Genomic DNA, 23246 nt, shown 5'->3' on the forward strand with positions numbered 1-23246 from the left:
TTTTCGACCGATGGCTCAAGGCCCCGATGCCGCAGCCGATAGCCTGCTGACAGGAGACCCTTCATATGTTGCCACCGATGCTCCCCCTGAGCGCCGTGCCGATCACATCCCAACAGGACCCGATCCGCCAGCGGCCGGACATTCCCCCGGTGGTACCGGTGCAGGAAAGCTCCAACGAAAGCACCATCGACCTGCAAAAGCGCGATCCGGAAGAGGACGGTTATCTGCTGCGCGAAGAGCAGCGCCGCCAGCAGGAGCGTGATCGTCGCCGCCGTGAAGCCGACGACGACCCCGAAGCGCACCTCGCCGTTCCTGGCACCGAACTCAATGCCGACAATACCGTACCGGTGGTGCCGCTGATGGAAGACCAGCCGCGTCAGGGCCTGTGGGTCGACATCGAGATCTGAGGCTGGGCGGCCAACTCAGCCAGATTCGTCAGCAATACTTCGATTTCTTCTTCGGTATTCAGATAGCTCACCGACACCCGCGCAATGTTCACCAGCCCACGCGCCTGCATGTCCAGCGGCGTGTAGGCCACGCCATTGGCGCCGATGTTGATTCGCCGCTCGGCCAACGTCTGCTTCAGCGCCACACTGTCCCAGCCTTCAAGCGTGAAGGCGATCAGCCCGGATTGTTGATTGGCCGCTCCGAGATCCCGCAGCGTCAGGCCGGGAATCGCCCTCAGGCGTTGGCGCAATCCACTGCTCAGTTGTTCGATGCGCTGGCGGACGGGGATCGCGCCGAGGCGGTTGTACTCTTCCAGCGCATTGGCCATCCCGGCCAGCAGCGCCAGCGACACTTCACTGGTTTCAAAGCGACGGGCGTCGTCGCGCAGGGTAAAGCGCTTGCCATCCCATGGCGCCGACAATACATCGCGTTGCACGGGGAGCAACCGTTGCAGGAATTGCGGCCGGATGTACATCAGCGCCGTGCCGCGCGGCCCGCGCAGGAACTTGCGCCCGGCACCCTTCAGCACGTCGCACTGCAAGACCTGGACATCGCAGGGCAACTGCCCCAGCGCCTGACCGGCGTCAATGAAATAAGGGATGCCGTGACGCCGCGCCACGCTGCCGATCTGCGCGGCGGGGTTGATCAGACCGCCGTTGGCCGGTAGCCAGGTCAGGGCGATCAGCCGCACCTGGCCGTCGATCATCTGCGCCAGGGCTTGCGGGTCGACCGCACCGTGGGCGTCACAAGGAATCACTTCGAGCCGCGCGCCGGCCTTCACCGCTTCGGCCATGCAGGCCAGGTTGCCGGCCCATTCATGGCGTCCCACCAGAATCCGTTCGCCGGGCTGCCACGGTCCCAACGCGTTGAACGCCTGGCTCCAGGCGGCTGAACCGCTGCTGGCAAAGGCGATGTCCTCGGGCTGGGCGTTGAGCAGGGTGGCTGCGGCTGCTCGTGCGCGTTCCTGCACTTGAATGTCGGCCATCTCCATCGGCCCGCCGAGCGCTTCGCGTTGCAACTGTTCGATCACCGCGGCGAGGGTGGCCTGGCTCGGCAAGGAAGCGCCGGCGTGGTTGAAGTGGATCAACTGAGCGCAGCCAGGTGTGGCGGTGCGCAGACGCAGGATGTCGTCGATGTTCACGGCTTGAGCTCGAAGATCGCGTCGATTTCCACCGCAACGCCGGCCGGCAGGCTCGACACGCCGACCGCGGTGCGCACGTGCCGGCCCTTGTCGCCGAGGGCGTTGACCAGCAGGTTCGAGGCGCCGTTGGCGACGACGCCCTGAGCCTTGAAGTCCGGTGTGGCGGCCACGAACACCCCGAGGCGCAGGATGCGCACCAGTTTCGACAGGTCATCGCCCAGTGCATGGCTCAACTGGGCGAGCAGTCCCAGGGCAGCCAGTTCAGCGGCTTTAACTCCTTCTTCGTCGGAGATCGCTTCGCCCAGTCGCCCAATGAAGGCAGGTTTGCCGTCGAGCAATGGAATCTGCCCGGAGATGAACAGCTGATTTTGACTGACCACATGGTTGACGTAGTTGGCGATCGGCTGGCTCGGTTCGGGCAGGCGCAGACCGAGTTGTTGCACACGTTGGCTGAGGGAATTGGTCATGGGAAGTCCTCCTGAGTGAGGGCTTCAGCATGTTGGCGCGAGCGAAGGGCGACAAACGGATAGATTTAATCCGACGCATCCAAAAAACTCATGCGTTCGCGGTGTCCTCCAGCCATTGGCAGAAACATTGCGCTGCCGACGTGAGCGGGCGTTGCGGGGTGACCAGCCAATAACCGATCTCGCCGACCATTGGCGGCGTGTCGAAGGCCGGCACCAAGGCGCCTTCCTTGAAACGCCGTTCGATCATTCGTTCACGGCCCATGGCAATGCCCTGGCCGGCAACGGCCGCTTCGACGACGATGTTGTAGTCGTGGAGCATGACGCTGGGCACATGAGCCAGATCGATGCCGCTGTGTTGCTGCCAGTCCATCCATTCGAACGGCTGGTGCGACTTGGCCATCAGCAACGGCCCGTTGTTCACGCCCTTGGCCTTGAAGGCCGGGCTGCACACTGGCGTCAGGGTTTCGCCCATGAACCGCCGGGCCTCGACTTTCGCCCAACCACCCTTGCCGTAGCGGATCGCCAGATCCACCTCGCCAGCGTCGACATCGGCCAGTTGCACGGCGGGCAGCAGCTCGACATGGATGTTCGGGTATTTCGCGTTGAAATCCGCCAGACGCGGTGCCAGCCACAGGGTGGCGAAGGAGGCGAGCAGACCGATGCGCAGGGTGGTGGGGCGCTCGCCGCGCAGTTCGTGGGTGGCGGCGGCAATCGCGGCGAGGGCAGGTTCGATCTGCCGGTAGTAATGTTCGCCGGCCGGCGTCAGATCGATCGCCCGGGTGCGGCGCACGAACAGTCGCTGATCGAGGAATTCTTCAAGTTTGTGCACCTGATGGCTGATCGCGCTTTGGGTCACCGACAGCTCATCGGCAGCCTTGATGAAGCTCAAATGGCGGGCCACGGCCTCAAAGGCGCGCAAGGCCATCAGCGGTGGCAGATCCTGATGCAGGGGCACGGCGCAGATCCTTCGGGTTCAGGGCGAGGCGCCGATTGTGCGGGCAAATCCGGTGGGCGGTACATGAATTGTTGTAGAGCGTTCAGGTCAGTGGCTGGTCAGCGCCTGCGCCAGGCCGCATTATTGGCGCAGTCCTGTCGGTGTTCCGGCAGTTGTGATTCAGTCCAAGCGATGCACCGAACGCCATGAGCCAAGACGACAAACTGATCGACCTCAGCACCGAACGCGCCAAGCGGGTTCACGACCTCAACGAAAAACGCCTGAATGAAGTGCGCAAGGCATTCGAACAGGCCATGCCGTTGGGAAAACCGAAGAAAAAGTCGAAAAACAAACCGAAAAAGCGCTGATCTCCCTCTGCATCCGTTGATGCAGGTCAGTTATTTCCCTTTCTTTCCTCCGCACCTTGACCGGCATTGATCCCGGTCAATTTCTGCGCCTGCCCGATTGGTTAACTTGGTTCCATCGCAGCAAAGCAGGGGCCAGGAGGTCAGTCATGTTTTTCGATAACGTGGTGTTTGCCGGGGTTCTGACGGTGGGGCTCATGGTTCTGTTTTTTGCAGGGTTTGGATTTTTTATCTGGAAGGATGCGAACAAGCGCAAGAAGCCTTGATTCTTCCGGGTTTGATGAGCACGCAAGGCATTTTGGGCAACTTCGGTTGCCCTTTTTTTTGTGTCTTGGCGGCCTTTGGGCCGACCATGCTTTGGGTTGTTTTGGGTGAATATCCGTTGCTTCGGGTGCTGCCGCTGGCGGTTCCGCCCTTACGGCGGCTCACTTTTTCAAACGCCAAAAAGTAAGCATGGACCTGTCCCGTGACAACGGACGCCAAGAAGCGATACTTAAATCGCTATCTTGGAGGTTGCCATGTACCCAAGCACTCGCCGTAACTACACCGATGAGTTCAAGGCTCAAGCTATCGCACTCGCGGAAAGCGTTGGTAGAACCGAAGCCGCACGTCAGCTCGAGATGTCCGTGAAAACGCTCGATAACTGGGTTGATGCTGCGCGCAAGGGATTACCGTTGAGTTCTCCAGAACGCAAAGCCATCACCAAAGAAGACAGCGAGCTTGCGCGTTTGCGAGCGGAGGTGGCCGAACTCAAGATGGAGCGCGAAATCCTAAAAAAGGCGGCGGTATTCTTTGCCAGAGAGTCCAGGTGAGATACGCCTTCGTCGCTGCTGAACGGGCTCACTTCCCGGTGCGCATGCTGTGTCGGGTGATGGATGTTTCGATTTCAGGTTTTACGACTACCAGCATCGCGAGGAGCGTCCAGATCGGGATGCGCAGATTCGCGTTGATTTGCGTAAGGTTTATATGGCCAGCCGAAATACATATGGCCGACCACGGCTGGTCGAGGCCTTACGGCGAAAAGCGCATACAGTGGGCCACAAGCGAGTGAGCCGGCTGATGCACGAAGAACGCATACGCGGTAGATCCAAAGGCGGTTTCAAGCCCCGTACCACCGACAGTCACCACTACTTGCCTGTTGCGAGAAATTTGCTCGCTCGTCAGTTTTCCATCGATAACCCCACACCGACTTGGGTCAGTGATATCACCTATATCTCAACCAAAGAAGGTTGGTTGTATCTCGCAGTGGTTTTGAGCATCCAGACGCGCCAAATATTGGGCTATAGCCTGTCGGATCGGATGCCCGACGATTTGGTCGAGAATGCCTTCCTGAATGCCTGGAGCGCCTGTTCCGGCTCTAGTGGTGTGGTTTTTCATTCCGACCAAGGGCGTCAGTATGCGAGTAGCAAATTCCGACTGGCCTTGGCCAAGAAAGACTTCACGCAAAGCATGAGTCGAAAGGGAAATTGTTGGGATAACGCAGTGGCTGAGAGCTTTTTCGCTACTCTGAAAAGGGAGGAGGCGTATGGCGTCTATCCCAGCAAGAGGCTGGCTCAACTATCAATCGCTAACTACATCCATGGGTTTTATAACAGCAGCCGACTGCACTCTGCCTTGGGGTACCGTTCTCCGAACGAATACGCCAGGGTCTTAAGGCAGGCGGCTAAATAGCCAGCTTCTTGGCGTCCGTTGTGATGGGGCAGGTCCACCAAAAAGTCTACGCCCCGGCGTACGGCACTTCGCTTAGGCTCGGCGTTCCCTCGCTACGGCGTCCATCAGGGGGCATCGCCTACGGTTTGCTTCGCTGCACCTCCTCTCGATGCATGCGGCTTCGCCGCACGGTCGCTGCGCTCCCACCCCGGATCAATCCCTCCACTCAGCCTTCCGATGGGGCCGGCACGTCAAGAGCGGTACTCGAGCTAACGCTCATCGTGTTGAGTGGTGAGGAGAGGAAAGCGGACTGCTTTTGCTTTGATCGTTCCCACGCTCTGCGTGGGAATGCAGCCCTGGACGCTCCGCGCTCCATTTCTGAAGGCAACAAAAAAGGCGTGATCCTTTCGAATCACGCCTTTTTCTTTACAGCGGTCTATCAGCTACCCAGTGCCTTCGACGCCAGCCAGAACAGGCCGGCCGACAGGGCCACGGTGGCAGGCAGGGTCAGGACCCAGGCCAGCAGGATGGTTTTCACCGTGCCGCCTTGCAGGCCGCTTTTGTTGGCGACCATGGTGCCGGCCACGCCCGAGGACAGAACGTGGGTGGTGGACACCGGCAGGCTGAAGATGTTGGCCAGGCCGATCATGCTCGCTGCGGTGATCTGCGCCGACATGCCCTGGGCATAGGTCATGCCTTGCTTGCCGATTTTCTCGCCGATGGTCAGGACCACGCGTTTCCAGCCGATCATGGTGCCCAGACCCAGGGCCAGGGCAACCGCCAGAATCACCCAGAACGGGGCGTATTCGGTCGTGGTGGTCAGGTCTTTGCGCAGCTTGTCCAGGTCAGCCTTTTCACGAGCCTCAAGGCCCGGGAGTTTGGCGACTTTCTTCGCGGTATCGTCCAGGCAGAGCAGGTAGCGGCGCACTTCGATGCGGCTCTCCGCCGGCAGCGAGTGGTAATCCGATACACCTTTGAGCGTGTGGAGCAGGGCGGAAATGGTCGGTTCGGTCTGCTGCGGATTGCAGCGGAATTTTTCCGGCAGGTCGCCTTCGACACTTTTGCCCAGGGCCAGGAATTCGCCGAGGGTGGCGGCGTTGCGCTGGTAGAACTGGCTCAGGTGCAGGGTCGCATCGCGAGTACGTTCGATCTGATAGGTGGTGCTGTTCAGGTCGAGCACGAACTGCGCAGGCACGATACCGATCAGGACCAGCATGATCAGGCCGATGCCTTTCTGACCATCGTTGGAGCCGTGTACGAAGCTCATGGCCATGGCGGACATCACCAGGACCAGGCGATTCCAGAAAGGTGGATGCTTCTTGTCGTCGATCTTGCGGCGCTGTTCCGGAGTCTTGTGCATTTTCGACAGCGGACGCCACCATTTCAGGCCGATCAGCACCAGTGCGGCCACCAGGAAGCCAGCCATTGGCGAGAACACCAGCGAAGCACCGATATCGATCGCTTTCTGCCAGTTCACGCCATCACCCAGCGGAATGTCGTTGATCAGGGCATTGGCCAGGCCGACACCGAGGATCGAACCGATCAGGGTGTGGGAGCTGGAGGCCGGGATACCGAAGTACCACGTGCCCAGGTTCCAGGCGATGGCGGCGGCGAGCAGCGAGAACACCATTGCCAGACCATGGCCGGTGTTCACGTTGATCAACAGTTCTACCGGCAGCAGGTGGACAATGGCGTAAGCCACGCCGACGCCACCCAGCAATACGCCGAGGAAGTTGAACACGCCCGAGAAGAACACCGCCAGGTGAGGCGGCATCGCTTTGGTGTAGATAACAGTGGCTACCGCGTTAGCGGTGTCATGAAATCCATTGATGAACTCGAAGGCGAGGACAAATGTCAGGGCGAGCAGGAGGCTCACAAGCACCCAGGCATCCAGTCCGCTGAATAAATCGATCATGAAGGTTTTCTGACCCGGTCATAAGGGGGCGCGATTATGCCAGAAAAGACTGGAAATCGATCCCCTACCTGCTCATCGGTAACATTCTTCAACGAATTAATTTGTATCAGGGCGCATTACCCGAGCTTTTCGCGGGGTTTTACAAGGTATTGATTCAATTGATAAAAATGCGAAGCACCGGCTTCTTGGCCGGTGTGCGGGAGGGTGCAGAAGCTTGTATGAAATATCTGAGAAACGTGCCTGACATGCTCCAAACCTGTGCAATACAGGGGAGTTGGCCGCTGCCCGCGGGTAGCGGGCGCGCAAGGCATCGTCAGCCCACCGTGCTTGTAACCCGGTGAGTACGTTTACCCTCGAAAGATGCAAAGGACGGCGTCAAGGCTCTTCGGCTTTGAGTTCCTCTTCCATTTTTTTCAGTTCTTGCTGGAAGACCTGATCCTGAACGGTAGGGCGTTTACGCCAGGCTTTGCGTTCCGGTTCGGGCTGGGCGGCGTAGGTGGTGACTTCCCCGCCGTAAACTTCCTTGTAACGTTGTTCCTGGCGCTCAAGTTCCGCGCGCAGTTCGTCTTTCGTCACAGTGCTACCTGTATGAGTTGAGATAAATGTCTGGTGAAACGCACTGCAACGAATCGATTGAACCGGTTCGCCAACTGGCTGCTGCCAAGGCTGGCGGCAGTGTAATCGGCAGGAGGATCAAGACTTCCATGTTACAGGCGGCTACGGCACCAGATTAAAACTGACGCAGCATCAGTTTCCTGTTTCAGCGAGCGCGCTGGCGGTGCATGGGTGATGGTCATCAGGCGCTGGCCGGGGCCGAAGGCAATGGACATTGCTTCGGCAAATGGCGTCGACGGCAAATAAAAGTACGGCGCCACTGAGATGCATTATAGCGGCCGAATCGGGATTGACTATCTTTGCCAAGTTAAAAACGGTTCCGGATGTGTGATTGTTTTGTGACTCGCAACTTTTACCGGTAGTTGCATCGTGGTTGCCGGGTGTTGTGTTTCTGGCGCCATTTAGCCGAACAACTAAGAGGGCAGGCGCATGAAAGATAGCGAGTTGAAAACTGCGTCAAGCCGCTTCCGTTCTGAGCCAAACGAGGGTTTGCGATTATCGGTCGATGGTTCGATAATCGCCCAATGTTGGCAATCTTCTGCTTGTGCATTTACTCGCGAGCCGCTTGTATAGCCGTCGATCCGTACAGGAAAAGGACCTGACATGAACGATCAAATGCGCAATTCCTTTACATCGGTGGCGCCACCGATCGTTGCCTCTGCGGCCAAACGTATCGAGGCCATGACCGGCGATCCGGATTTCATGACCTCCCTGGCCCGTGGGCTGGCGGTGGTGCAGGCCTTTCAGGAACGCAAGCGTCATCTGACCATCGCCCAGATCAGCCACCGTACGGAAATCCCTCGCGCCGCCGTGCGCCGTTGCCTGCATACCCTGATCAAACTCGGTTACGCCACCACCGACGGTCGTACTTATTCGTTGCTGCCCAAAGTGCTGACCCTCGGTCATGCCTATCTCTCTTCGACGCCGCTTGCAGTCTCCGCACAGCCGTACCTCGACCGCATGAGCGAACAACTGCACGAGGCCTGCAACATGGCTACGCTGGAGGGTGACGACATTCTTTACATCGCCCGTTCGGCCACCACCCAGCGCCTGATTTCGGTGGATCTGTCAGTGGGCGGACGTTTGCCGGCGTACTGCACGTCCATGGGCCGGATCCTGCTGGCGGCACTGGACGACACGTCGCTGCGCGAATACCTCGACCATGCCGAACTGGTGGCCAAGACCAGCCGTACGCTGCACACCCCCGAGTCCTTGCTCAAGTGTCTGCAGGAAGTGAGGCAGCAAGGCTGGTGCATCGTCGATCAGGAACTCGAACAAGGCCTGCGTTCGATTGCGGTGCCGGTGTACGACGCCTCCGGCCAGGTGGTGGCGGCGCTCAACGTCAGCACTCACGCCGGCCGCGTCAGCCGTACCGAGCTGGAACAGCGCTTTCTGCCGGGCTTGTTGAGTGCCAGCCGTGACCTCAGTGCGCAGTTGTTCACCTGATGAAGCTGTTCGATAAACGCACAGAGTTGCGTTTATCGAATTGACGCTAAAACCCCCGGATCATTAATGTCGCGGCAGCGTCATCCGGCGCTGTTGTGAATGAGCCCGCCGGATCGTCGACTCCCATAATAATGACAAGAGGCAACTTCCCATGCGCACGTTCCCCGACTGTCGCCGCTCCTGTTCCTGTTGCCGGTTTTAGCGCAACGCCTGATTCCCTCCTTATATGCTTGTGTCCGTGCCTGTCTTTGGCCGGTCGCCGTTCGACTGCGTTTTTTGCGTGGAATAAAAATAATGAACCAGCCTCAGTCCGCTGTAGGTCACTGCCTCGACGTGCAGTCCTTCATCAATGCCCAACCGATCTCGCGCTATCAGTGGCGGGTGGTGATTCTGTGTTTCCTGATTGTCTTTCTCGATGGCCTCGACACGGCAGCCATGGGATTTATCGCGCCGGCCCTGTCCCAGGACTGGGGCATCGACCGCGCCAGCCTCGGTCCGGTGATGAGCGCCGCGCTGATCGGCATGGTTTTCGGTGCGCTGGGTTCCGGTCCGCTGGCTGACCGCTTCGGGCGAAAAGTCGTACTGGTCGGCGCGGTATTTCTGTTCGGAGCCTTCAGCCTGGCGTCGGCCTATGCCACCAACGTTGAGCAACTGCTGGTGCTGCGTTTCCTGACCGGTCTGGGGCTGGGCGCCGGCATGCCGAACGCCACCACGCTGCTGTCGGAATACACCCCCGAGCGTAAAAAGTCGCTGCTGGTGACCAGCATGTTCTGCGGCTTCAACCTGGGCATGGCCGGCGGTGGATTCATCTCGGCCAAGCTGATTCCGGCATTCGGCTGGCACAGCCTGTTGCTGATCGGCGGGATTTTGCCGCTGATCCTCGCCGTGGTGTTGCTGGTCTGGCTGCCGGAATCGGCGCGTTATCTGGTGGTGCGTAATCGTGGCACGGACAAAGTCCGCAAAACCCTTGCGCCGATCGACCCGGTCACCGTCGCCCAGGCAGCGAGTTTCAGCGTGCCGGAACAGAAAACCGTCAAGGCACGCAACGTGTTCGCGGTGATTTTCTCCGGAACCTACAGCGTCGGTACGTTGCTGTTGTGGCTGACCTATTTCATGGGCCTTGTCATCGTTTACCTGCTGACCAGCTGGCTGCCGACCCTGATGCGCGACAGCGGCGCGAGCATGGAGCAGGCGGCGTTTATCGGCGCGTTGTTCCAGTTCGGCGGGGTGCTGAGTGCGGTCGGCGTGGGTTGGGCGATGGACCGGTTCAATCCGCACAAGGTCATCGGCATTTTCTACCTGCTGGCCGGGGTGTTTGCCTACGCGGTCGGGCAGAGCCTGGGCAACATCACGTTGCTGGCGACGCTGGTGCTGGTGGCGGGCATGTGTGTCAACGGTGCGCAATCGGCGATGCCGTCGCTGGCGGCGCGGTTTTATCCGACTCAGGGGCGGGCCACCGGTGTGTCGTGGATGCTCGGGATTGGCCGCTTCGGTGCGATTCTCGGGGCGTGGATGGGCGCGACCCTGCTGGGCCTGGGCTGGAATTTCGAGCAAGTGCTGACGGCGCTGGTGATTCCGGCGGGCCTGGCCACGGCGGCGGTGGTGATCAAGGGCCTGGTCAGTCATGCGGATGCGACTTGAGTTGAGTCATTTTGATCCGCGCTGAATGTTCCGGCGCCTTCGCGGGCAAACCCGCTCCCACATTGGAATGCATTTCAAAATGTGGGAGCGACCTTGTTCGCGAAGGCGTTCCGAAGAAGTTTTTGATGTTGATTGATAGGTAGGTAACAATCTGTTCGATAATCGAACACTCAGTCGATTATCGGATTGTTTGGTGATTTTCAGCGGCTTAATCTTCAGTGACTCCGGCGCACAACCTCGCGCCTTTTTATCACTGGCGATTCACTACAAAAACGGGAGCCCGCTCCATGGCTGAGATCCTTTCGCTGCACGACGCGGTGAAGCAATTCGTCAACGACGGCGACACCGTCGCGCTCGAAGGTTTCACTCACCTGATCCCTACGGCAGCGGGTCATGAAATCATTCGTCAGGGCAAGAAAGATCTGACGCTGGTGCGGATGACCCCTGACCTGATCTACGACCAATTGATCGGCGCCGGCTGTGCACGCAAGCTGATCTTTTCCTGGGGCGGCAACCCGGGTGTGGGTTCGCTGCACCGTCTGCGCGACGCAGTCGAGAAGCAATGGCCGCATGCCCTGGAAATCGAAGAACACAGCCACGCCGACCTGGCCAACGCCTACGTTGCCGGCGCCTCCGGCCTGCCGTTCGCGGTGCTGCGAGCCTACGCCGGTTCCGACCTACCGAAGGTCAACCCGCTGATCAAATCCGTAACGTGTCCGTTCACCGGCGAAGTACTGGCGGCGGTGCCGTCGGTGCGCCCGGACGTGACCGTGATCCACGCCCAGAAAGCCGACCGTCAGGGCAACGTGCTGCTGTGGGGCATCCTCGGCGTGCAGAAAGAAGCTGCACTGGCCGCCAAGCGCTGCATCGTCACCGTCGAAGAGATCGTCGACAACCTCAACGCCCCGATGAACGCTTGCGTGCTGCCGACCTGGGCCTTGAGTGCGGTCTGCCATGTGCCCGGTGGCGCGCATCCGTCCTACGCCCACGGTTACACCGAGCGTGACAACCGCTTCTATCAGGCGTGGGACCCGATCGCTCGCGACCGTGAGACGTTTACCGCGTGGATCAACGAATACATCCATGGCTGCGCTGACTTCAGCGAGTTCCAGGCCAAGTTGGCCGCTGCTTCGGAGGCCAAGTAATGACTTACACCACCAATGAAATGATGACCGTCGCCGCGGCCCGTCGCCTGAAGAACGGCTCGGTGTGCTTCGTCGGCATCGGCCTGCCGTCGAAAGCCGCCAACCTGGCGCGCCTGACCTCGTCGCCGGACGTGGTGCTGATTTACGAGTCGGGCCCTATCGGCGCCAAGCCAAGCGTGTTGCCACTGTCCATCGGTGACGGCGAACTGGCGGAAACCGCTGACACCGTCGTGCCAACCGGTGAGATTTTTCGCTACTGGCTGCAGGGCGGACGCATCGACGTCGGTTTCCTCGGCGCGGCGCAGGTCGACCGCTTCGGCAACATCAATACCACCGTGGTCGGCGATTACCATCAACCGAAAGTCCGTCTGCCGGGTGCCGGTGGCGCGCCGGAGATCGCCGGTTCCGCGAAAAGCGTGCTGATCATCCTTAAACAGTCGGCGCGCTCGTTTGTCGACAAGCTCGATTTCATTACCTCGGTCGGCCATGGCGAGGGCGGCGATTCGCGCAAACGTCTGGGCCTGCCGGGCGCAGGTCCTGTCGGCATCATTACTGACCTGTGCACCATGGAGCCGGAAGAGGGCACTAATGAGTTCGTGGTCACCGCGCTGCACCCGGGCGTGACCCGCGAGCAAGTGGTCGCCGCCACCGGTTGGGCGATCCGTTTTGCCGACAGCGTTGCAACTACCGCTGAACCGACCGAGGTCGAGCTGACCGCCCTGCGCGATCTCGAAGCCCGCACCGCAGCGGCCCACGGCCAGGCACCGGGAGAAGCATGATGCGCGACGTTTATATCTGCGATGCGATTCGTACCCCCATCGGCCGTTTCGGTGGCGGTCTGGCAGCGGTTCGCGCCGACGACCTGGCCGCCGTGCCGATCAAGGCCCTGATGGAGCGCAATCCTTCGGTGGACTGGAGCGCCATCGACGAAGTGTTCCTCGGCTGCGCCAACCAGGCCGGCGAAGACAACCGCAACGTGGCGCGCATGGCGCTGTTGCTGGCCGGTCTGCCGGACAGCGTGCCCGGCGTCACTCTCAATCGGCTTTGCGCGTCGGGCATGGATGCCATCGGCACCGCGTTCCGCGCCATCGCCAGCGGTGAAATGGAGCTGGCGATTGCCGGCGGCGTCGAGTCGATGTCCCGCGCACCGTTCGTAATGGGCAAGGCTGATGCGGCGTTCTCGCGCAACATGAAGCTGGAAGACACCACCATCGGCTGGCGTTTCATCAACCCGTTGATGAAGGCCCAGTACGGCGTCGACGCGATGCCGCAGACCGCCGACAACGTCGCCGACGACTACGAAGTTTCTCGCGAGGATCAGGACGCTTTCGCCCTGCGCAGTCAGCAACGTACTGCCGCTGCCCAGGCTGCCGGCTACTTCGCCGAAGAAATCGTCGAAGTGCGGATCGCCCACAAGAAGGGCGAAACCGTGATCAGCCAGGACGAACATCCCCGCGCCGACACCACGCTTGAAGCCCTGACCCGACTGAAACCGGTCAACGGCCCGGACAAGACCGTCACCGCCGGCAACGCTTCGGGCGTGAACGACGGTGCTGCCGCGCTGATTCTGGCCTCGGCCGAAGCGGTGAAAAAACACGGCCTGACGGCTCGCGCCAAAGTGCTCGGAATGGCCAGTGCCGGGGTTGCGCCACGGGTGATGGGCATCGGCCCGGTGCCGGCGGTGCGCAAACTCACCGAACGCCTCGGCGTGGCGGTCAGCGATTTCGACGTGATCGAGCTCAACGAAGCGTTTGCCAGCCAGGGTCTGGCGGTGCTGCGCGAACTGGGGCTGGCGGACGACGCGGCCCAGGTCAACCCGAACGGCGGCGCGATCGCCCTTGGTCATCCGCTGGGCATGAGTGGCGCGCGTCTGGTGCTGACCGCCCTGCATCAGCTGGAAAAGACCGGTGGCAAGAAAGGTCTGGCGACCATGTGCGTCGGTGTCGGCCAGGGTCTGGCCCTGGCCATCGAACGCGTCTGACGCAAGCCGTGACGAAAAAGAACAGAGGAAAGCGAAATGACTGACAAGCCTGGTTACCGCCGCCCGCAGGAAGGCACCCAGCCGCCGTACCTGCACCCCAATTATCAATCCACCAATCTGCGCTCGCCGTCCAAGCCGTTGGTGTTTCTGCCGCATTCGCTGTCGGAAATCACCGGGCCGACCATCGGTGCCGAGCGTGTGGCCGATACCGATAACGATCTGACCGCCCAGCATCAGGGTGAGCCCCTTGGCGAGCGGATCATCATTCATGGGCGTGTGCTCGACGAAAACGGTCTGCCGGTGCCGGGGATTCTGGTGGAGATCTGGCAGGCCAACGCCGCCGGTCGCTACAACCATGCCCGTGACCTGCACGACGCGCCGCTGGACCCGAATTTCACCGGCACCGGCCGCACCGTGACCGACGCCGACGGCTGGTATCAGTTCCAGACCATCAAGCCCGGCGCCTATCCGTGGGGCAACCACCACAACGCCTGGCGCCCGGCGCACGTGCATTTCTCGCTGTTCGGGCCGAGCATCCTGACGCGCCTGGTCACGCAGATGTATTTCCCGGGCGACCCGCTGCTGGCCTACGACCCGATCTACAACTGCGTGCCGGACACCTCGGCCAAGGAACGCCTGATCGCCGCTTTCGATCTGGAAAAAACCATTCCGTCCTACGCCCTCGCTTATCGCTGGGACATCGTGCTGCGCGGCCGCGAAGCCACGCCGATGGAGAAATGAGATGACCCTGACTGCGACCACGTCCCACACCGTCGGGCCGTATTACCACATCGGCCTGACCTGGCTGAACCGTGAAAACCTCGCCAACGAACTGACCCTCGGCCAGCGCGTGGCGATCACCGGGCAAGTGGTGGACGGCAACGGCGATGTCGTCAACGACGCCATGCTCGAAGTCTGGCAGGCCAACGCCGCCGGCAAATATGACCACCCGGAAGACGAGCAGGCCAAGCCGCTGGACCCGAATTTCGAAGGTTTCGGCCGGGTGCCGGTGGATGCCGAAGGGCGCTTCCGTTTCACCACGATCAAACCGGGCACGGTCGAAGGCCTGAAAGGCACGACCCAGGCGCCACATCTGGTGGTGCTGGTGTTTGCGCGCGGTCTGGTGAAACACTTGCTGACGCGGATTTATTTCGAGGGCGATCCGGCAAACGTGAATGATCCGTTGCTCGAATGCGTACCGGCCGAGCGCCGCACCACGTTGTTGGCCAAGCCGGATGCGGCGGGTGTTTATCAGTGGAATGTGATCCTGCAGGGCACTGATGCGGAAACCGTGTTCTTCGATTACTGAAGATCACCACACATCCCTTGTGGGAGCGGGCTTGCTCGCGAAGAGGGCCTGTCAGTCGCCATTGATGTTGGCTGACCCACCGCTTTCGCGGGCAAGCCCGCTCCCACAGGGATTTGCAGCGCTTGAGTATCTGCGGAACGGGACTGTTGCAAAGTATGTCTAGACTCTCACTGTCCCTATCGAGTGAAAAACAATGACAACTATCACCTCCCACTACACCGGCGAAGAGCGCAGCAAGCGAATCTTCGCCATTGTCGGCGCGTCGTCCGGCAACCTGGTCGAATGGTTCGACTTTTATGTCTACGCCTTTTGCGCGATCTATTTCGCCCCGGCGTTTTTCCCCTCCGACAATCCTACGGTGCAACTGGTCAACACCGCCGGGGTATTCGCTGCCGGGTTCCTGATGCGCCCGATCGGCGGCTGGATTTTCGGGCGTCTGGCGGACAAGAAGGGCCGCAAGACGTCGATGATGATTTCGGTATTGATGATGTGCTTCGGCTCGTTGCTCATCGCCTGTCTGCCGACCTACAACAGCATCGGCGTCTGGGCGCCGTTGCTGCTGTTGTTCGCGCGTCTGCTGCAAGGCTTGTCGGTAGGCGGCGAATACGGCACCACCGCGACCTACATGAGCGAAGTCGCGCTCAAGGGGCAGCGCGGGTTCTTCGCCTCGTTCCAGTACGTGACGCTGATCGGCGGGCAACTGCTGGCGGTGTTGCTGGTGGTGATCCTGCAACAGTTCCTCTCCGAAGAAGAATTGCGTGCCTACGGCTGGCGAATCCCGTTCGTGGTCGGTGCGGCAGCAGCGCTGATTTCCCTGTTCCTGCGCCGTTCGCTGAAAGAAACCGCCAGCAAGGAAATGCGCGAGAACAAAGACGCCGGCAGCATCCGTGCACTGTTTCGCGATCACAAGGCTGCGTTCATCACCGTGCTCGGTTACACCGCCGGTGGCTCGCTGATTTTCTACACCTTCACCACCTACATGCAGAAATACCTGGTGAACACCGCCGGCATGCACGCCAAGACCGCCAGCTACATCATGACGGGCGCGCTCTTCCTTTATATGTGCATGCAGCCACTGTTCGGCATGCTCGCCGACAAGATAGGCCGGCGTAACTCGATGCTCTGGTTCGGTGCGCTTGGCACGTTGTTCACTGTGCCGATCCTGTTGAGTCTGAAAAGTGTCAGCAGCCCGGTCCTGGCCTTCGTGCTGATCACCGTGGCACTGGCGATCGTCAGTTTCTACACCTCGATCAGCGGCCTGGTGAAAGCCGAAATGTTCCCGCCGGAAGTCCGCGCCCTCGGCGTCGGCCTGGCTTACGCGGTGGCCAATGCGATCTTCGGCGGTTCGGCCGAATACGTGGCCCTGAGCCTCAAGGCCGGGGGCATGGAAAACGCCTTTTACTGGTACGTCACGGTGATGATGGCAGTGGCGTTCCTGTTCAGCCTGCGCCTGCCGAAACAGGCCGCCTATTTGCATCACGATCTCTAACCGAAGGGCGCGGGCCGTGATGGCCCGCGCCGGCAAGGACTGTTTATGACTCAGCGACCGGGCAATCAATTGTTCGATGCCTACTTCACTGCCCGCGATATGCGCGACGTGTTCTGCGATCAGGGCCGGGTGCAGGCGATGCTCGACTTCGAAGCGGCGCTGGCCCGGGCCGAAGCGCGGGTCGGATTGATTCCGGCGAGTGCTGTCGCGTCGATCGAAAACGCCTGCCACGCCGGGCTGTTTGATTTCGCAGCGCTGGGCGAGGCGATTGCCACGGCCGGCAATTCGGCGATTCCACTGGTGAAGGCGTTGGGCAAACAGATTGCCGCGACCGATGCCGAAGCCGAGCGCTACGTGCATCTGGGCGCTACCAGTCAGGACGTGATGGATTCCGGGTTGGTGCTGCAATTGCGCCAGGCGCTGGAACTGATTGAAGGGGAGCTGGCGCAACTGGCCGATTCCCTCGCCATTCAGGCGCAGCGCCACGCCGCCACGCCGCTGGCCGGGCGCACCTGGCTGCAACACGCGACGCCCGTCACCCTTGGGATGAAGATTGCCGGTTGGCTCGGCGCCGTGACCCGCAGCCGTCAGCGTCTGCGCGAACTCAAGCCGCGGCTGCTGGTGCTGCAATTCGGCGGCGCGTCCGGCACCTTGGCGGCGCTGGGCGAACAGGCGTTGCCGATTGCCCGTGCACTGGCCGAAGAGCTGCAACTGACCCTGCCGGAACAACCCTGGCACACCCAGCGTGATCGCATCGTCGAGTTTGGCGCGGTGCTGGGTCTGATTGCCGGCAGCCTCGGCAAGTTCGGCCGCGACATCAGCCTGTTGATGCAGACCGAAGCGGCGGAAGTATTCGAGCCTTCGGCGCCGGGCAAGGGCGGTTCCTCGACCATGCCGCACAAACGCAATCCGGTGGGCGCGGCGGTGCTGATCGGTGCGGCGACCCGTGTGCCGGGGCTGGTCTCGACGCTGTTCAGCGCCATGCCCCAGGAGCACGAACGCAGCCTCGGCTTGTGGCACGCCGAATGGGAAACCCTGCCGGAGATCTGCTGCCTGGTGTCAGGTGCGCTGCAACAGGCTCGGTTGCTGGCCGACGGTCTGGAGGTCGATGTCGCGCGCATGGCCCGCAACCTCGAATTGACCCAAGGTCTGGTGCTGGCCGAAGCGGTGAGCATCGTGCTCGCGCAACGAGTCGGCCGCGACACCGCGCATCATCTGCTCGAACAATGCTGCAAACGAGCGGTGGCCGAACAACGCCACCTGCGTGCGGTACTCGGTGACGAACCGCAGGTGACCGCCGAACTGAGCGCATCCGAACTGGATCATCTGCTCGATCCCGCCCGTTACCTCGGTCAGGCGCAGGTCTGGGTCGAGCGTGCGGTGGCCGAACATAACGCATTGTCTGACTGAAAGGAGAGGGCTGTGGCTTTCGTTCAACTCGCCGATGGCGAACTGCATTACTCATTGGAAGGCCCGGTCGATGCGCCGGTGCTGGTGCTGTCCAACTCGTTGGGCACCGACCTGCACATGTGGGACGCGCAGATGCCGGCCTTCACCGAACATTTTCGGGTGCTGCGTTTCGACACGCGCGGGCACGGCCAGTCGCTGGTGACGCCGGGCCCTTACAGCATCGAGCAACTGGGTCGCGACGTGCTGGCGCTGCTGGATGCGCTGCACATCGAACGTGCGCATTTCTGCGGTCTGTCGATGGGCGGGTTGATCGGCCAGTGGCTGGGGATCAATGCCGGCCAGCGTCTGAACAAACTGATCGTGTGCAACACCGCTGCAAAGATCGGCGATCCGTCGGTGTGGAATCCGCGCATCGAAACCGTGCTGCGTGACGGCCCGGCGGCGATGGTCGCCTTGCGCGATGCATCGATTGCCCGATGGTTTACTCCGGATTTTTCCGCCGCCAATCCGGCAGCGGCCAAGCAGATCACCGACATGCTGGCTGCGACCAATCCTGAAGGTTACGCCGCCAACTGCGCGGCGGTGCGCGATGCGGATTTCCGTGAGCAGTTGTCGTCGATCAAGGCACCGCTGCTGGTGATTGCCGGTACGGAAGATGCGGTGACGCCGCCGTCCGGCGGGCATTTCATTCAGGAGCACGTGCGCGGCGCCGAGTACGCCGAGTTCCATGCGGCGCATCTTTCCAACGTTCAGGCCGGCGACGCGTTCAGCGACCGTGTGCTGACATTCCTGCTGGCCGATTGAGGGGATTTCCGTGGACGAGAAACAACGTTACGACGACGGCATGCAGGTGCGCCGCGCAGTGCTCGGCGATGCTCACGTCGATCGCAGCCTGACCACGCTGACCGAGTTCAACTCGGAATTCCAGGAGATGATCACCCGTCACGCCTGGGGCGACATCTGGACCCGGCCGGGCCTGCCGCGCCATACCCGCAGCCTGATCACCATCGCCATGCTGATCGGCATGAACCGCGAAGGCGAACTCAAGTTGCATCTGCGGGCGGCGGCAAACAATGGCGTAAGTCGCGGCGAGATCAAGGAAGTGATCATGCAGAGCGCGATCTACTGCGGGATTCCGGCGGCGAATGCGACCTTTCATCTGGCCGAGTCGGTGTGGGATGAGCTGGGTACCGAATCACGCGAGTAATCGTCGAGTTCGAAGAATCGCAGCCTGTGGAAGGCTGCGATCCTTTGGACTTCACACCTTGGCAACAATGAAAATCCGCTTGAACGCAAACAGCGTATGCCCGTCATCCTCCTGCGGATAATGGGCATGCACGCGCATCAGGTAGTGATAAATGAAGCGCGCCTGTTCTTCTGACGTCAGTCCCTGCATCACCGGCCGCAGCGCCGACACCTTCACCCAGTCATAAATCGGCGAACTTCCGCGCACGACCTGCAACTGTTCGGTTTCCCAAATATCCAGCGAGTGGGTCAGCGGCGCGAGCAAACGGTAGTAATCCTCCAGTGACAACAACGTCCGTGCCGACATGCGCTGGCGCAATTGCGCGGTGCCAATCGGTCGACCGCAGGGGCCGGCATCGTCTAGGGTTTCGAGCATCAGCCGATACCACAGCGCATCGCGCCAGTCGGGCATGTGTGCAGCCAGACAACCGCCAGTGTTGAGGTGGCGAAGCAATCCCGGCAACAGCGTTCGATGGTCATCGATGAAGTGCAACACGGCCGCGGCGAACAACAGGTCGGCCGGCTTGCGGGGTTTCCAGTGTTGCAGGTCAGCGTGTTGCCAGCGCGCCTTGATCGGCAGGCAGCGGGCGACCTGAAGCATGTCTTTCGAACTGTCGATGCCCTTGATCTCTGCCTCGGGCCAGCGATCCGCCAGAATCTTTGTGGCAATCCCGGTGCCGCAGCCCAGGTCATAAATGCGTTGGGGATTTTCCAGCTCGACACGGCCGAGCAATTCGTCGACCGGTTGTTGCCTGAGACGGGAAAACTGCTGGTACGCCCGGGCGTCCCAGTCGGTGCAGGTCTTGACCGGCGTTTCGAGTTTTACGCTCATGAGGTGATCCTCTCTGGCGAGTTAAAGTTGTCTTCCGATGACGTTGAGCGCTTTCAGGACAACGGCCACGCCTTTGCGTGTATCGCCGTCGTTCAACAGTTTGAGCAGGGCAAAAACGCTTGGTGGCTGGTGTTGCGCGGCGACTTCAGCCTTGGCCAGACGCAGAGCATTGGCCGCCTCCCAACTGCAGGCTGCCGCCTGTTCGATCAGCAAGGACAGTTTCTCCACCATGGCTTCATCCAGCAGGTCGACCAGATCCGACAGCAGGGACAGCAGGTCGACAATGTTTTCCAGCCGTCCAGCGTCGATCAACGGTTGCAGTCTGGCCATCAGGGCGGTGTAGCCGGGTGTGGCCGACAGGGCTTCAGACTCTTTCATCAGCAATCACTCCTCCCTGTGCAGGGTCAAAGCATTCCACGGGCCACCATCCAGTACAGACCGCGATTAAAGCCATTGCGCAGCAGCCCTCCGAGTTTGGTCGGTGGCGTCGGCAGTACGTCACGGCTGTAGTCGTACCAAAGCGGCATTCCGGCATTCAGGCCCATTTGCGCAACGGCCTGAACGCGGCCGTCATAGGCACTGATGGGGTGCCCCAGACGGATTTCGGCGGCGATGTTGTTGGCGATCACCGGCGCCTGGTTATGGCAGGCGCCTCCGGCCTTGCTCACTGGCAGGTCAACGGTGTCGCCGATCACATAGACCCCGTCCAGGCCATAGACCTGCAGGGTTTCGTGGTTGGTCGGCAACCAGCCTTCGTTGTTGGGCGCCTGGGAAATTCCGGATTCCAGCACGGCATCCACGGCGCGGATCGGCGGGGTTGCCATCAGGATGTCGAACGGTTCGTCCGCGCCTTCATGGGAGTAGGCGATTTTTGCGTCGGGATCGACCTGGCTCAGAGTGAAACCGCGCCGATACTGGATGCCCGCTTTGTCGAAAATGCCCGGCAGGATCTCTCCGGTCGGGCGTTGCAGGAACAGACAGTTGCGCAACAGCTGGGCGGTAGTCGGGTAGGTGTAGATGATCTCCACGTTCTTGCGAACACCACGACGGCACAGAAAATCATGCAGCATGAGTGTCGTTTCTACCGGAGCAATACCGCATTGGTGCGGCACATTGGGAGTCTGCGGAAAAGACACGGTAATGAAAATCCGACCTTTTTCAATCGTGCTCAGACGTTGCGCCAGTTGGCGCGCCGGTTCGTATTGATAGAAATGGTCGCCGGCCTCTTTCAAACCCTCGATGCGTTCCGGAGCGGGCACACAACCGGTGGCGATGACCAGATAGTCGTAGCCCAGACATTGGCCGCTACGGGTCTTGAGGCGTTGGTTGTTGAAGTCGAACCGCGTGACCTGTTCGACCTGAAAGTCGATTTCAGGGCGCAACAACTCGCGTTCCGGACGTTTGAGTTCTTCCTTGAAGAACAGGTTGAACGCCACGTACATGAACGCGGCTTTGTAGTAATGATCGGGGGAGTCCGACAGCAGGGTGATCGAAACTTCGCCACGCAGGATTTCGGGATACAGCTTGCCGACCAGTTGATTGGCCAGCATGGTTCCGCCTACGCCGCCACCGACGATAACTATTCGCTTTTTCATACCTGACCTCCGTGGTCAAGGTGTGCTTCGCGTACAGCATCCGGAGATAACGGAAGGTAAATGGGCTCCTACTGCGGGCTGGAGAATAAAAAACACCGCCTAAATGTAACCGGGTCCCGGGGACTTGCCAGACTCAAATGACCAGCGGTTGAAGACGGCGCTCGCGGGGAGCGCCGTCTTCACATTCACAGCAGACTGATTGGATAGCTGACGATCAGGCGGTTCTCGTCAAACTCGTTGTTGCTGAAATCACGACGCATGGTCGAGTTGCGCCATCTGACGTTCAGGTCCTTGAGCGCGCCGCTTTGCACGGTGTAGCCCAGTTCGGACTCGCGGCCCCATTCCTTGCCGTCGGTGGTGGTCCCGGTGTGGACGTTGTCGCCACTGATGTAGCGGTTCATCAGGGTCAGGCCGGGAACGCCGAGGGCGGCGAAGTTGTAGTCATGGCGCAGTTGCCAGGAACGTTCCCGGGCGTTGTCGTAGCTGGAGTTGTAGCTGTCGTTGGCGAGCGTTCCACCGCTGGTGCCATTGACGCGCATCCAGGCGCTGTCGCCGGTGAGTTTTTGCAGACCGACGTAGAAGGTGTTGCCGCCGTATCGCGCCGAAAACATGCCCGACCAGGTCTTGTTGTCGAGGTCGCCGGCGCGGGCACTGCCGTCGTCCTTGCCATAGAAGAAGCCGAGGTTGGCGCCCAGGGTCCAGTCGCCGAGCGGCTGGCTGTGGATCAGGTTGACGTATTGCTGGCTGTAGATGTCCTTGAGTTCGGCGTTCCACAGGCCGATCTGGGTGCGCTTGTCGTTGAACACGTATTCGCCGCCCTGGAAGTTGAAGCGGTCGGAGGTGAACGCGGCTTTGCCGGTCATCGACATGTCGCTCATGCTGCTGTCGTCACGGGGACTGTTGGCGCGGAACTGGCCGCCGTAAAGGGTCAGGCCATTGATTTCCTTCGAGGTGATCTGGCCGCCGCGAAAGGTCTGCGGTAATGAGCGGCCGTCGTCCGAGCGCAGGATCGGCAGCACCGGCATCCATTCACCGACCTTCACTTCGGTCTGCGACAGCTTGGCCTTGAACGCCACGTTGGTGCGACCGAAGTTGTCTGCCGGGCGACCGTCATGGTCCAGGGGCAGCAATTGCGTGCCGCCCGTTCCTTTACCGCCATCGAGTTTCACCGAGTACAACCCCAATACGTCCATGCCGAAACCGACGGTGCCCTGGGTGAAACCGGACTTGGCGTCGAGGATGAAGCTCTGCGTCCATTCTTCAGCCTTGCCCTGAGCCTTGGTCGGGTTGGTGAAGTTGCGGTTGATGTAGAAGTTGCGCAGGTTCAGGTTGGCCTTGGCCCCGTCGATGAAACCGGCTTCTTCAGCCGCAGCGGGCAGCGCGACGCTGGCCAGGGCGAGGGCGATCAGGCCGGGAAATGCGTAGGGCGCAGGGGAGGTTGTCATGGGCTCGGGTCTCTCTTGTTTTTTTGGGCAAACGGGGACGCTGCGACCGTATTGGTGGCGCAGAAATTCGATGGATGCAGAGGCGAAGCGGCGGCGATCAGCCGGATGGAGCAGGGCGCGGGAGCATGGTGTCGAACCTGTTGTTATTGGTTTTGTGGCTCGAATGGTGCGGGG

General features: G+C 60.8%; 25 protein-coding genes. 16 read left to right on the forward strand and 9 right to left on the reverse strand.

The annotated features are described in order from the left end of the window. Window positions 1-65 precede the first annotated feature (65 nt). Window positions 66-407 (forward strand): aspartate-semialdehyde dehydrogenase, encoded by a 342-nt coding sequence (locus ACSPX5_RS01325; protein WP_096819497.1) that lies wholly within the window; start codon window positions 66-68, stop codon window positions 405-407. Here the strand turns inward: ACSPX5_RS01325 and ACSPX5_RS01330 are convergent. The 3 genes from ACSPX5_RS01330 to ACSPX5_RS01340 all read right to left on the reverse strand — a co-directional run bounded on the left by ACSPX5_RS01330 (window position 377) and on the right by ACSPX5_RS01340 (window position 3010). Then, on the reverse strand, window positions 377-1588 hold the full coding sequence (locus ACSPX5_RS01330) for an aminotransferase class V-fold PLP-dependent enzyme (protein ID WP_439820806.1): 1212 nt from the start codon (window positions 1586-1588) through the stop codon (window positions 377-379). The two genes, ACSPX5_RS01325 and ACSPX5_RS01330, sit on opposite strands and share 31 nt — an antisense overlap. Further along, window positions 1585-2055, reverse strand: a complete 471-nt coding sequence (locus ACSPX5_RS01335) for a RidA family protein (protein ID WP_439820807.1) — start codon at window positions 2053-2055, stop codon at window positions 1585-1587. Before ACSPX5_RS01335 ends, ACSPX5_RS01330 begins: the two co-directional genes overlap by 4 nt. A gap of 88 nt (window positions 2056-2143) precedes the next feature. Next, on the reverse strand, window positions 2144-3010 hold the full coding sequence (locus ACSPX5_RS01340) for a LysR substrate-binding domain-containing protein (RefSeq protein WP_439820808.1): 867 nt from the start codon (window positions 3008-3010) through the stop codon (window positions 2144-2146). 185 nt (window positions 3011-3195) lie between these two features. Here ACSPX5_RS01340 and ACSPX5_RS01345 point away from each other — a divergent pair, with 185 nt between their 5' ends. The 4 genes from ACSPX5_RS01345 to ACSPX5_RS01360 all read left to right on the forward strand — a co-directional run bounded on the left by ACSPX5_RS01345 (window position 3196) and on the right by ACSPX5_RS01360 (window position 5025). Then, on the forward strand, window positions 3196-3357 hold the full coding sequence (locus tag ACSPX5_RS01345; RefSeq protein WP_167443762.1) for a hypothetical protein: 162 nt from the start codon (window positions 3196-3198) through the stop codon (window positions 3355-3357). Between the two features lie 146 nt (window positions 3358-3503). After that, window positions 3504-3620 carry a cytochrome c oxidase subunit CcoM gene (gene ccoM, locus ACSPX5_RS01350; RefSeq protein ID WP_007959205.1) on the forward strand — a complete coding sequence of 39 codons (117 nt, stop codon included), beginning with the start codon at window positions 3504-3506 and terminating at the stop codon, window positions 3618-3620. Window positions 3621-3872: 252 nt separating this feature from the next. Next, window positions 3873-4166 carry a transposase gene (locus ACSPX5_RS01355; RefSeq protein ID WP_169428789.1) on the forward strand — a complete coding sequence of 98 codons (294 nt, stop codon included), beginning with the start codon at window positions 3873-3875 and terminating at the stop codon, window positions 4164-4166. A 49-nt stretch (window positions 4167-4215) separates the two neighbouring features. Beyond that, on the forward strand, window positions 4216-5025 hold the full coding sequence (locus ACSPX5_RS01360) for an IS3 family transposase (protein ID WP_439820809.1): 810 nt from the start codon (window positions 4216-4218) through the stop codon (window positions 5023-5025). A gap of 418 nt (window positions 5026-5443) precedes the next feature. On the opposite strand, the gene ACSPX5_RS01365 is transcribed toward ACSPX5_RS01360, so the two are convergent. Next, a complete protein-coding gene (locus tag ACSPX5_RS01365; RefSeq protein ID WP_085712967.1) occupies window positions 5444-6919 on the reverse strand; it encodes an inorganic phosphate transporter in 1476 nt (491 codons plus the stop codon). Between the two features lie 375 nt (window positions 6920-7294). Continuing rightward, entirely contained in the window at window positions 7295-7495 is a 201-nt protein-coding gene (locus tag ACSPX5_RS01370) for a hypothetical protein (RefSeq protein ID WP_007957826.1), read from the reverse strand. A 642-nt stretch (window positions 7496-8137) separates the two neighbouring features. On the opposite strand from ACSPX5_RS01370, the gene pcaR reads away from it, so the two are divergent. From pcaR to pcaC, 11 genes are all read left to right on the forward strand, one after another. Continuing rightward, window positions 8138-8980 (forward strand): pca regulon transcriptional regulator PcaR, encoded by an 843-nt coding sequence (pcaR, locus tag ACSPX5_RS01375; RefSeq protein ID WP_207866649.1) that lies wholly within the window; start codon window positions 8138-8140, stop codon window positions 8978-8980. 294 nt (window positions 8981-9274) lie between these two features. Next, entirely contained in the window at window positions 9275-10621 is a 1347-nt protein-coding gene (locus ACSPX5_RS01380) for an MFS transporter (protein WP_207866648.1), read from the forward strand. A 287-nt stretch (window positions 10622-10908) separates the two neighbouring features. Beyond that, complete coding sequence (locus tag ACSPX5_RS01385; RefSeq protein ID WP_003222404.1) at window positions 10909-11766, forward strand: CoA transferase subunit A; 858 nt, start codon at window positions 10909-10911, stop codon at window positions 11764-11766. Continuing rightward, window positions 11766-12545 (forward strand): CoA-transferase subunit beta, encoded by a 780-nt coding sequence (locus tag ACSPX5_RS01390; RefSeq protein WP_169429178.1) that lies wholly within the window; start codon window positions 11766-11768, stop codon window positions 12543-12545. Before ACSPX5_RS01385 ends, ACSPX5_RS01390 begins: the two co-directional genes overlap by 1 nt. After that, on the forward strand, window positions 12542-13747 hold the full coding sequence (pcaF, locus tag ACSPX5_RS01395) for a 3-oxoadipyl-CoA thiolase (RefSeq protein ID WP_323159874.1): 1206 nt from the start codon (window positions 12542-12544) through the stop codon (window positions 13745-13747). The genes ACSPX5_RS01390 and pcaF overlap by 4 nt, the downstream gene beginning before the upstream one ends. A 36-nt stretch (window positions 13748-13783) precedes the next feature. Continuing rightward, a complete protein-coding gene (gene pcaH, locus ACSPX5_RS01400) occupies window positions 13784-14488 on the forward strand; it encodes a protocatechuate 3,4-dioxygenase subunit beta (RefSeq protein ID WP_207866646.1) in 705 nt (234 codons plus the stop codon). A 1-nt stretch (window position 14489) separates the two neighbouring features. After that, on the forward strand, window positions 14490-15056 hold the full coding sequence (gene pcaG / locus ACSPX5_RS01405) for a protocatechuate 3,4-dioxygenase subunit alpha (protein WP_169429181.1): 567 nt from the start codon (window positions 14490-14492) through the stop codon (window positions 15054-15056). 193 nt (window positions 15057-15249) lie between these two features. Further along, window positions 15250-16545, forward strand: a complete 1296-nt coding sequence (locus ACSPX5_RS01410) for an MFS family transporter (RefSeq protein WP_169429182.1) — start codon at window positions 15250-15252, stop codon at window positions 16543-16545. A gap of 45 nt (window positions 16546-16590) precedes the next feature. Then, a complete protein-coding gene (locus tag ACSPX5_RS01415) occupies window positions 16591-17955 on the forward strand; it encodes a 3-carboxy-cis,cis-muconate cycloisomerase (protein WP_439820810.1) in 1365 nt (454 codons plus the stop codon). A gap of 12 nt (window positions 17956-17967) precedes the next feature. Continuing rightward, a complete protein-coding gene (pcaD, locus tag ACSPX5_RS01420; protein WP_439820811.1) occupies window positions 17968-18759 on the forward strand; it encodes a 3-oxoadipate enol-lactonase in 792 nt (263 codons plus the stop codon). 10 nt (window positions 18760-18769) lie between these two features. After that, window positions 18770-19162: a 4-carboxymuconolactone decarboxylase gene (gene pcaC / locus ACSPX5_RS01425; protein WP_011332825.1), complete on the forward strand. Its 393-nt coding sequence runs from the start codon at window positions 18770-18772 to the stop codon at window positions 19160-19162. 51 nt (window positions 19163-19213) lie between these two features. Here the strand turns inward: pcaC and ACSPX5_RS01430 are convergent, their stop codons facing one another. The 4 genes from ACSPX5_RS01430 to ACSPX5_RS01445 all read right to left on the reverse strand — a co-directional run bounded on the left by ACSPX5_RS01430 (window position 19214) and on the right by ACSPX5_RS01445 (window position 23072). Further along, window positions 19214-20032, reverse strand: coding sequence for a methyltransferase domain-containing protein (locus ACSPX5_RS01430; RefSeq protein WP_439820812.1), 819 nt, complete (start codon window positions 20030-20032; stop codon window positions 19214-19216). 21 nt (window positions 20033-20053) lie between these two features. Then, window positions 20054-20410 carry a DUF1641 domain-containing protein gene (locus tag ACSPX5_RS01435; RefSeq protein WP_243433378.1) on the reverse strand — a complete coding sequence of 119 codons (357 nt, stop codon included), beginning with the start codon at window positions 20408-20410 and terminating at the stop codon, window positions 20054-20056. 26 nt (window positions 20411-20436) lie between these two features. Beyond that, window positions 20437-21627 carry an NAD(P)/FAD-dependent oxidoreductase gene (locus ACSPX5_RS01440; protein ID WP_439820813.1) on the reverse strand — a complete coding sequence of 397 codons (1191 nt, stop codon included), beginning with the start codon at window positions 21625-21627 and terminating at the stop codon, window positions 20437-20439. A gap of 185 nt (window positions 21628-21812) precedes the next feature. Beyond that, on the reverse strand, window positions 21813-23072 hold the full coding sequence (locus ACSPX5_RS01445) for an OprD family porin (protein ID WP_169429187.1): 1260 nt from the start codon (window positions 23070-23072) through the stop codon (window positions 21813-21815). Between the last annotated feature and the right edge of the window lie 174 nt (window positions 23073-23246).

The organism is Pseudomonas sp. HLG18, from assembly GCF_051903985.1.
In the GTDB taxonomy this organism is placed as follows: Bacteria; Pseudomonadota; Gammaproteobacteria; order Pseudomonadales; family Pseudomonadaceae; genus Aquipseudomonas; species Aquipseudomonas fluorescens_BT.

What these genes read in the sequence shown, in the direction of transcription:
- ACSPX5_RS01325 (WP_096819497.1), top strand. Translation starts at nt 66, where the DNA reads ATGTTGCCACCGATGCTCCCCCTGAGCGCCGTGCCGATCACATCCCAA.
- ACSPX5_RS01335 (WP_439820807.1), bottom strand. Translation starts at nt 2,055, where the DNA reads ATGACCAATTCCCTCAGCCAACGTGTGCAACAACTCGGTCTGCGCCTG.
- ACSPX5_RS01345 (WP_167443762.1), top strand. Translation starts at nt 3,196, where the DNA reads ATGAGCCAAGACGACAAACTGATCGACCTCAGCACCGAACGCGCCAAG.
- ccoM (WP_007959205.1), top strand. Translation starts at nt 3,504, where the DNA reads ATGTTTTTCGATAACGTGGTGTTTGCCGGGGTTCTGACGGTGGGGCTC.
- ACSPX5_RS01355 (WP_169428789.1), top strand. Translation starts at nt 3,873, where the DNA reads ATGTACCCAAGCACTCGCCGTAACTACACCGATGAGTTCAAGGCTCAA.
- ACSPX5_RS01365 (WP_085712967.1), bottom strand. Translation starts at nt 6,919, where the DNA reads ATGATCGATTTATTCAGCGGACTGGATGCCTGGGTGCTTGTGAGCCTC.
- pcaR (WP_207866649.1), top strand. Translation starts at nt 8,138, where the DNA reads ATGAACGATCAAATGCGCAATTCCTTTACATCGGTGGCGCCACCGATC.
- ACSPX5_RS01380 (WP_207866648.1), top strand. Translation starts at nt 9,275, where the DNA reads ATGAACCAGCCTCAGTCCGCTGTAGGTCACTGCCTCGACGTGCAGTCC.
- ACSPX5_RS01385 (WP_003222404.1), top strand. Translation starts at nt 10,909, where the DNA reads ATGGCTGAGATCCTTTCGCTGCACGACGCGGTGAAGCAATTCGTCAAC.
- ACSPX5_RS01390 (WP_169429178.1), top strand. Translation starts at nt 11,766, where the DNA reads ATGACTTACACCACCAATGAAATGATGACCGTCGCCGCGGCCCGTCGC.
- pcaF (WP_323159874.1), top strand. Translation starts at nt 12,542, where the DNA reads ATGATGCGCGACGTTTATATCTGCGATGCGATTCGTACCCCCATCGGC.
- pcaH (WP_207866646.1), top strand. Translation starts at nt 13,784, where the DNA reads ATGACTGACAAGCCTGGTTACCGCCGCCCGCAGGAAGGCACCCAGCCG.
- pcaG (WP_169429181.1), top strand. Translation starts at nt 14,490, where the DNA reads ATGACCCTGACTGCGACCACGTCCCACACCGTCGGGCCGTATTACCAC.
- ACSPX5_RS01410 (WP_169429182.1), top strand. Translation starts at nt 15,250, where the DNA reads ATGACAACTATCACCTCCCACTACACCGGCGAAGAGCGCAGCAAGCGA.
- ACSPX5_RS01415 (WP_439820810.1), top strand. Translation starts at nt 16,591, where the DNA reads ATGACTCAGCGACCGGGCAATCAATTGTTCGATGCCTACTTCACTGCC.
- ACSPX5_RS01430 (WP_439820812.1), bottom strand. Translation starts at nt 20,032, where the DNA reads ATGAGCGTAAAACTCGAAACGCCGGTCAAGACCTGCACCGACTGGGAC.
- ACSPX5_RS01435 (WP_243433378.1), bottom strand. Translation starts at nt 20,410, where the DNA reads ATGAAAGAGTCTGAAGCCCTGTCGGCCACACCCGGCTACACCGCCCTG.
- ACSPX5_RS01440 (WP_439820813.1), bottom strand. Translation starts at nt 21,627, where the DNA reads ATGAAAAAGCGAATAGTTATCGTCGGTGGCGGCGTAGGCGGAACCATG.
- ACSPX5_RS01445 (WP_169429187.1), bottom strand. Translation starts at nt 23,072, where the DNA reads ATGACAACCTCCCCTGCGCCCTACGCATTTCCCGGCCTGATCGCCCTC.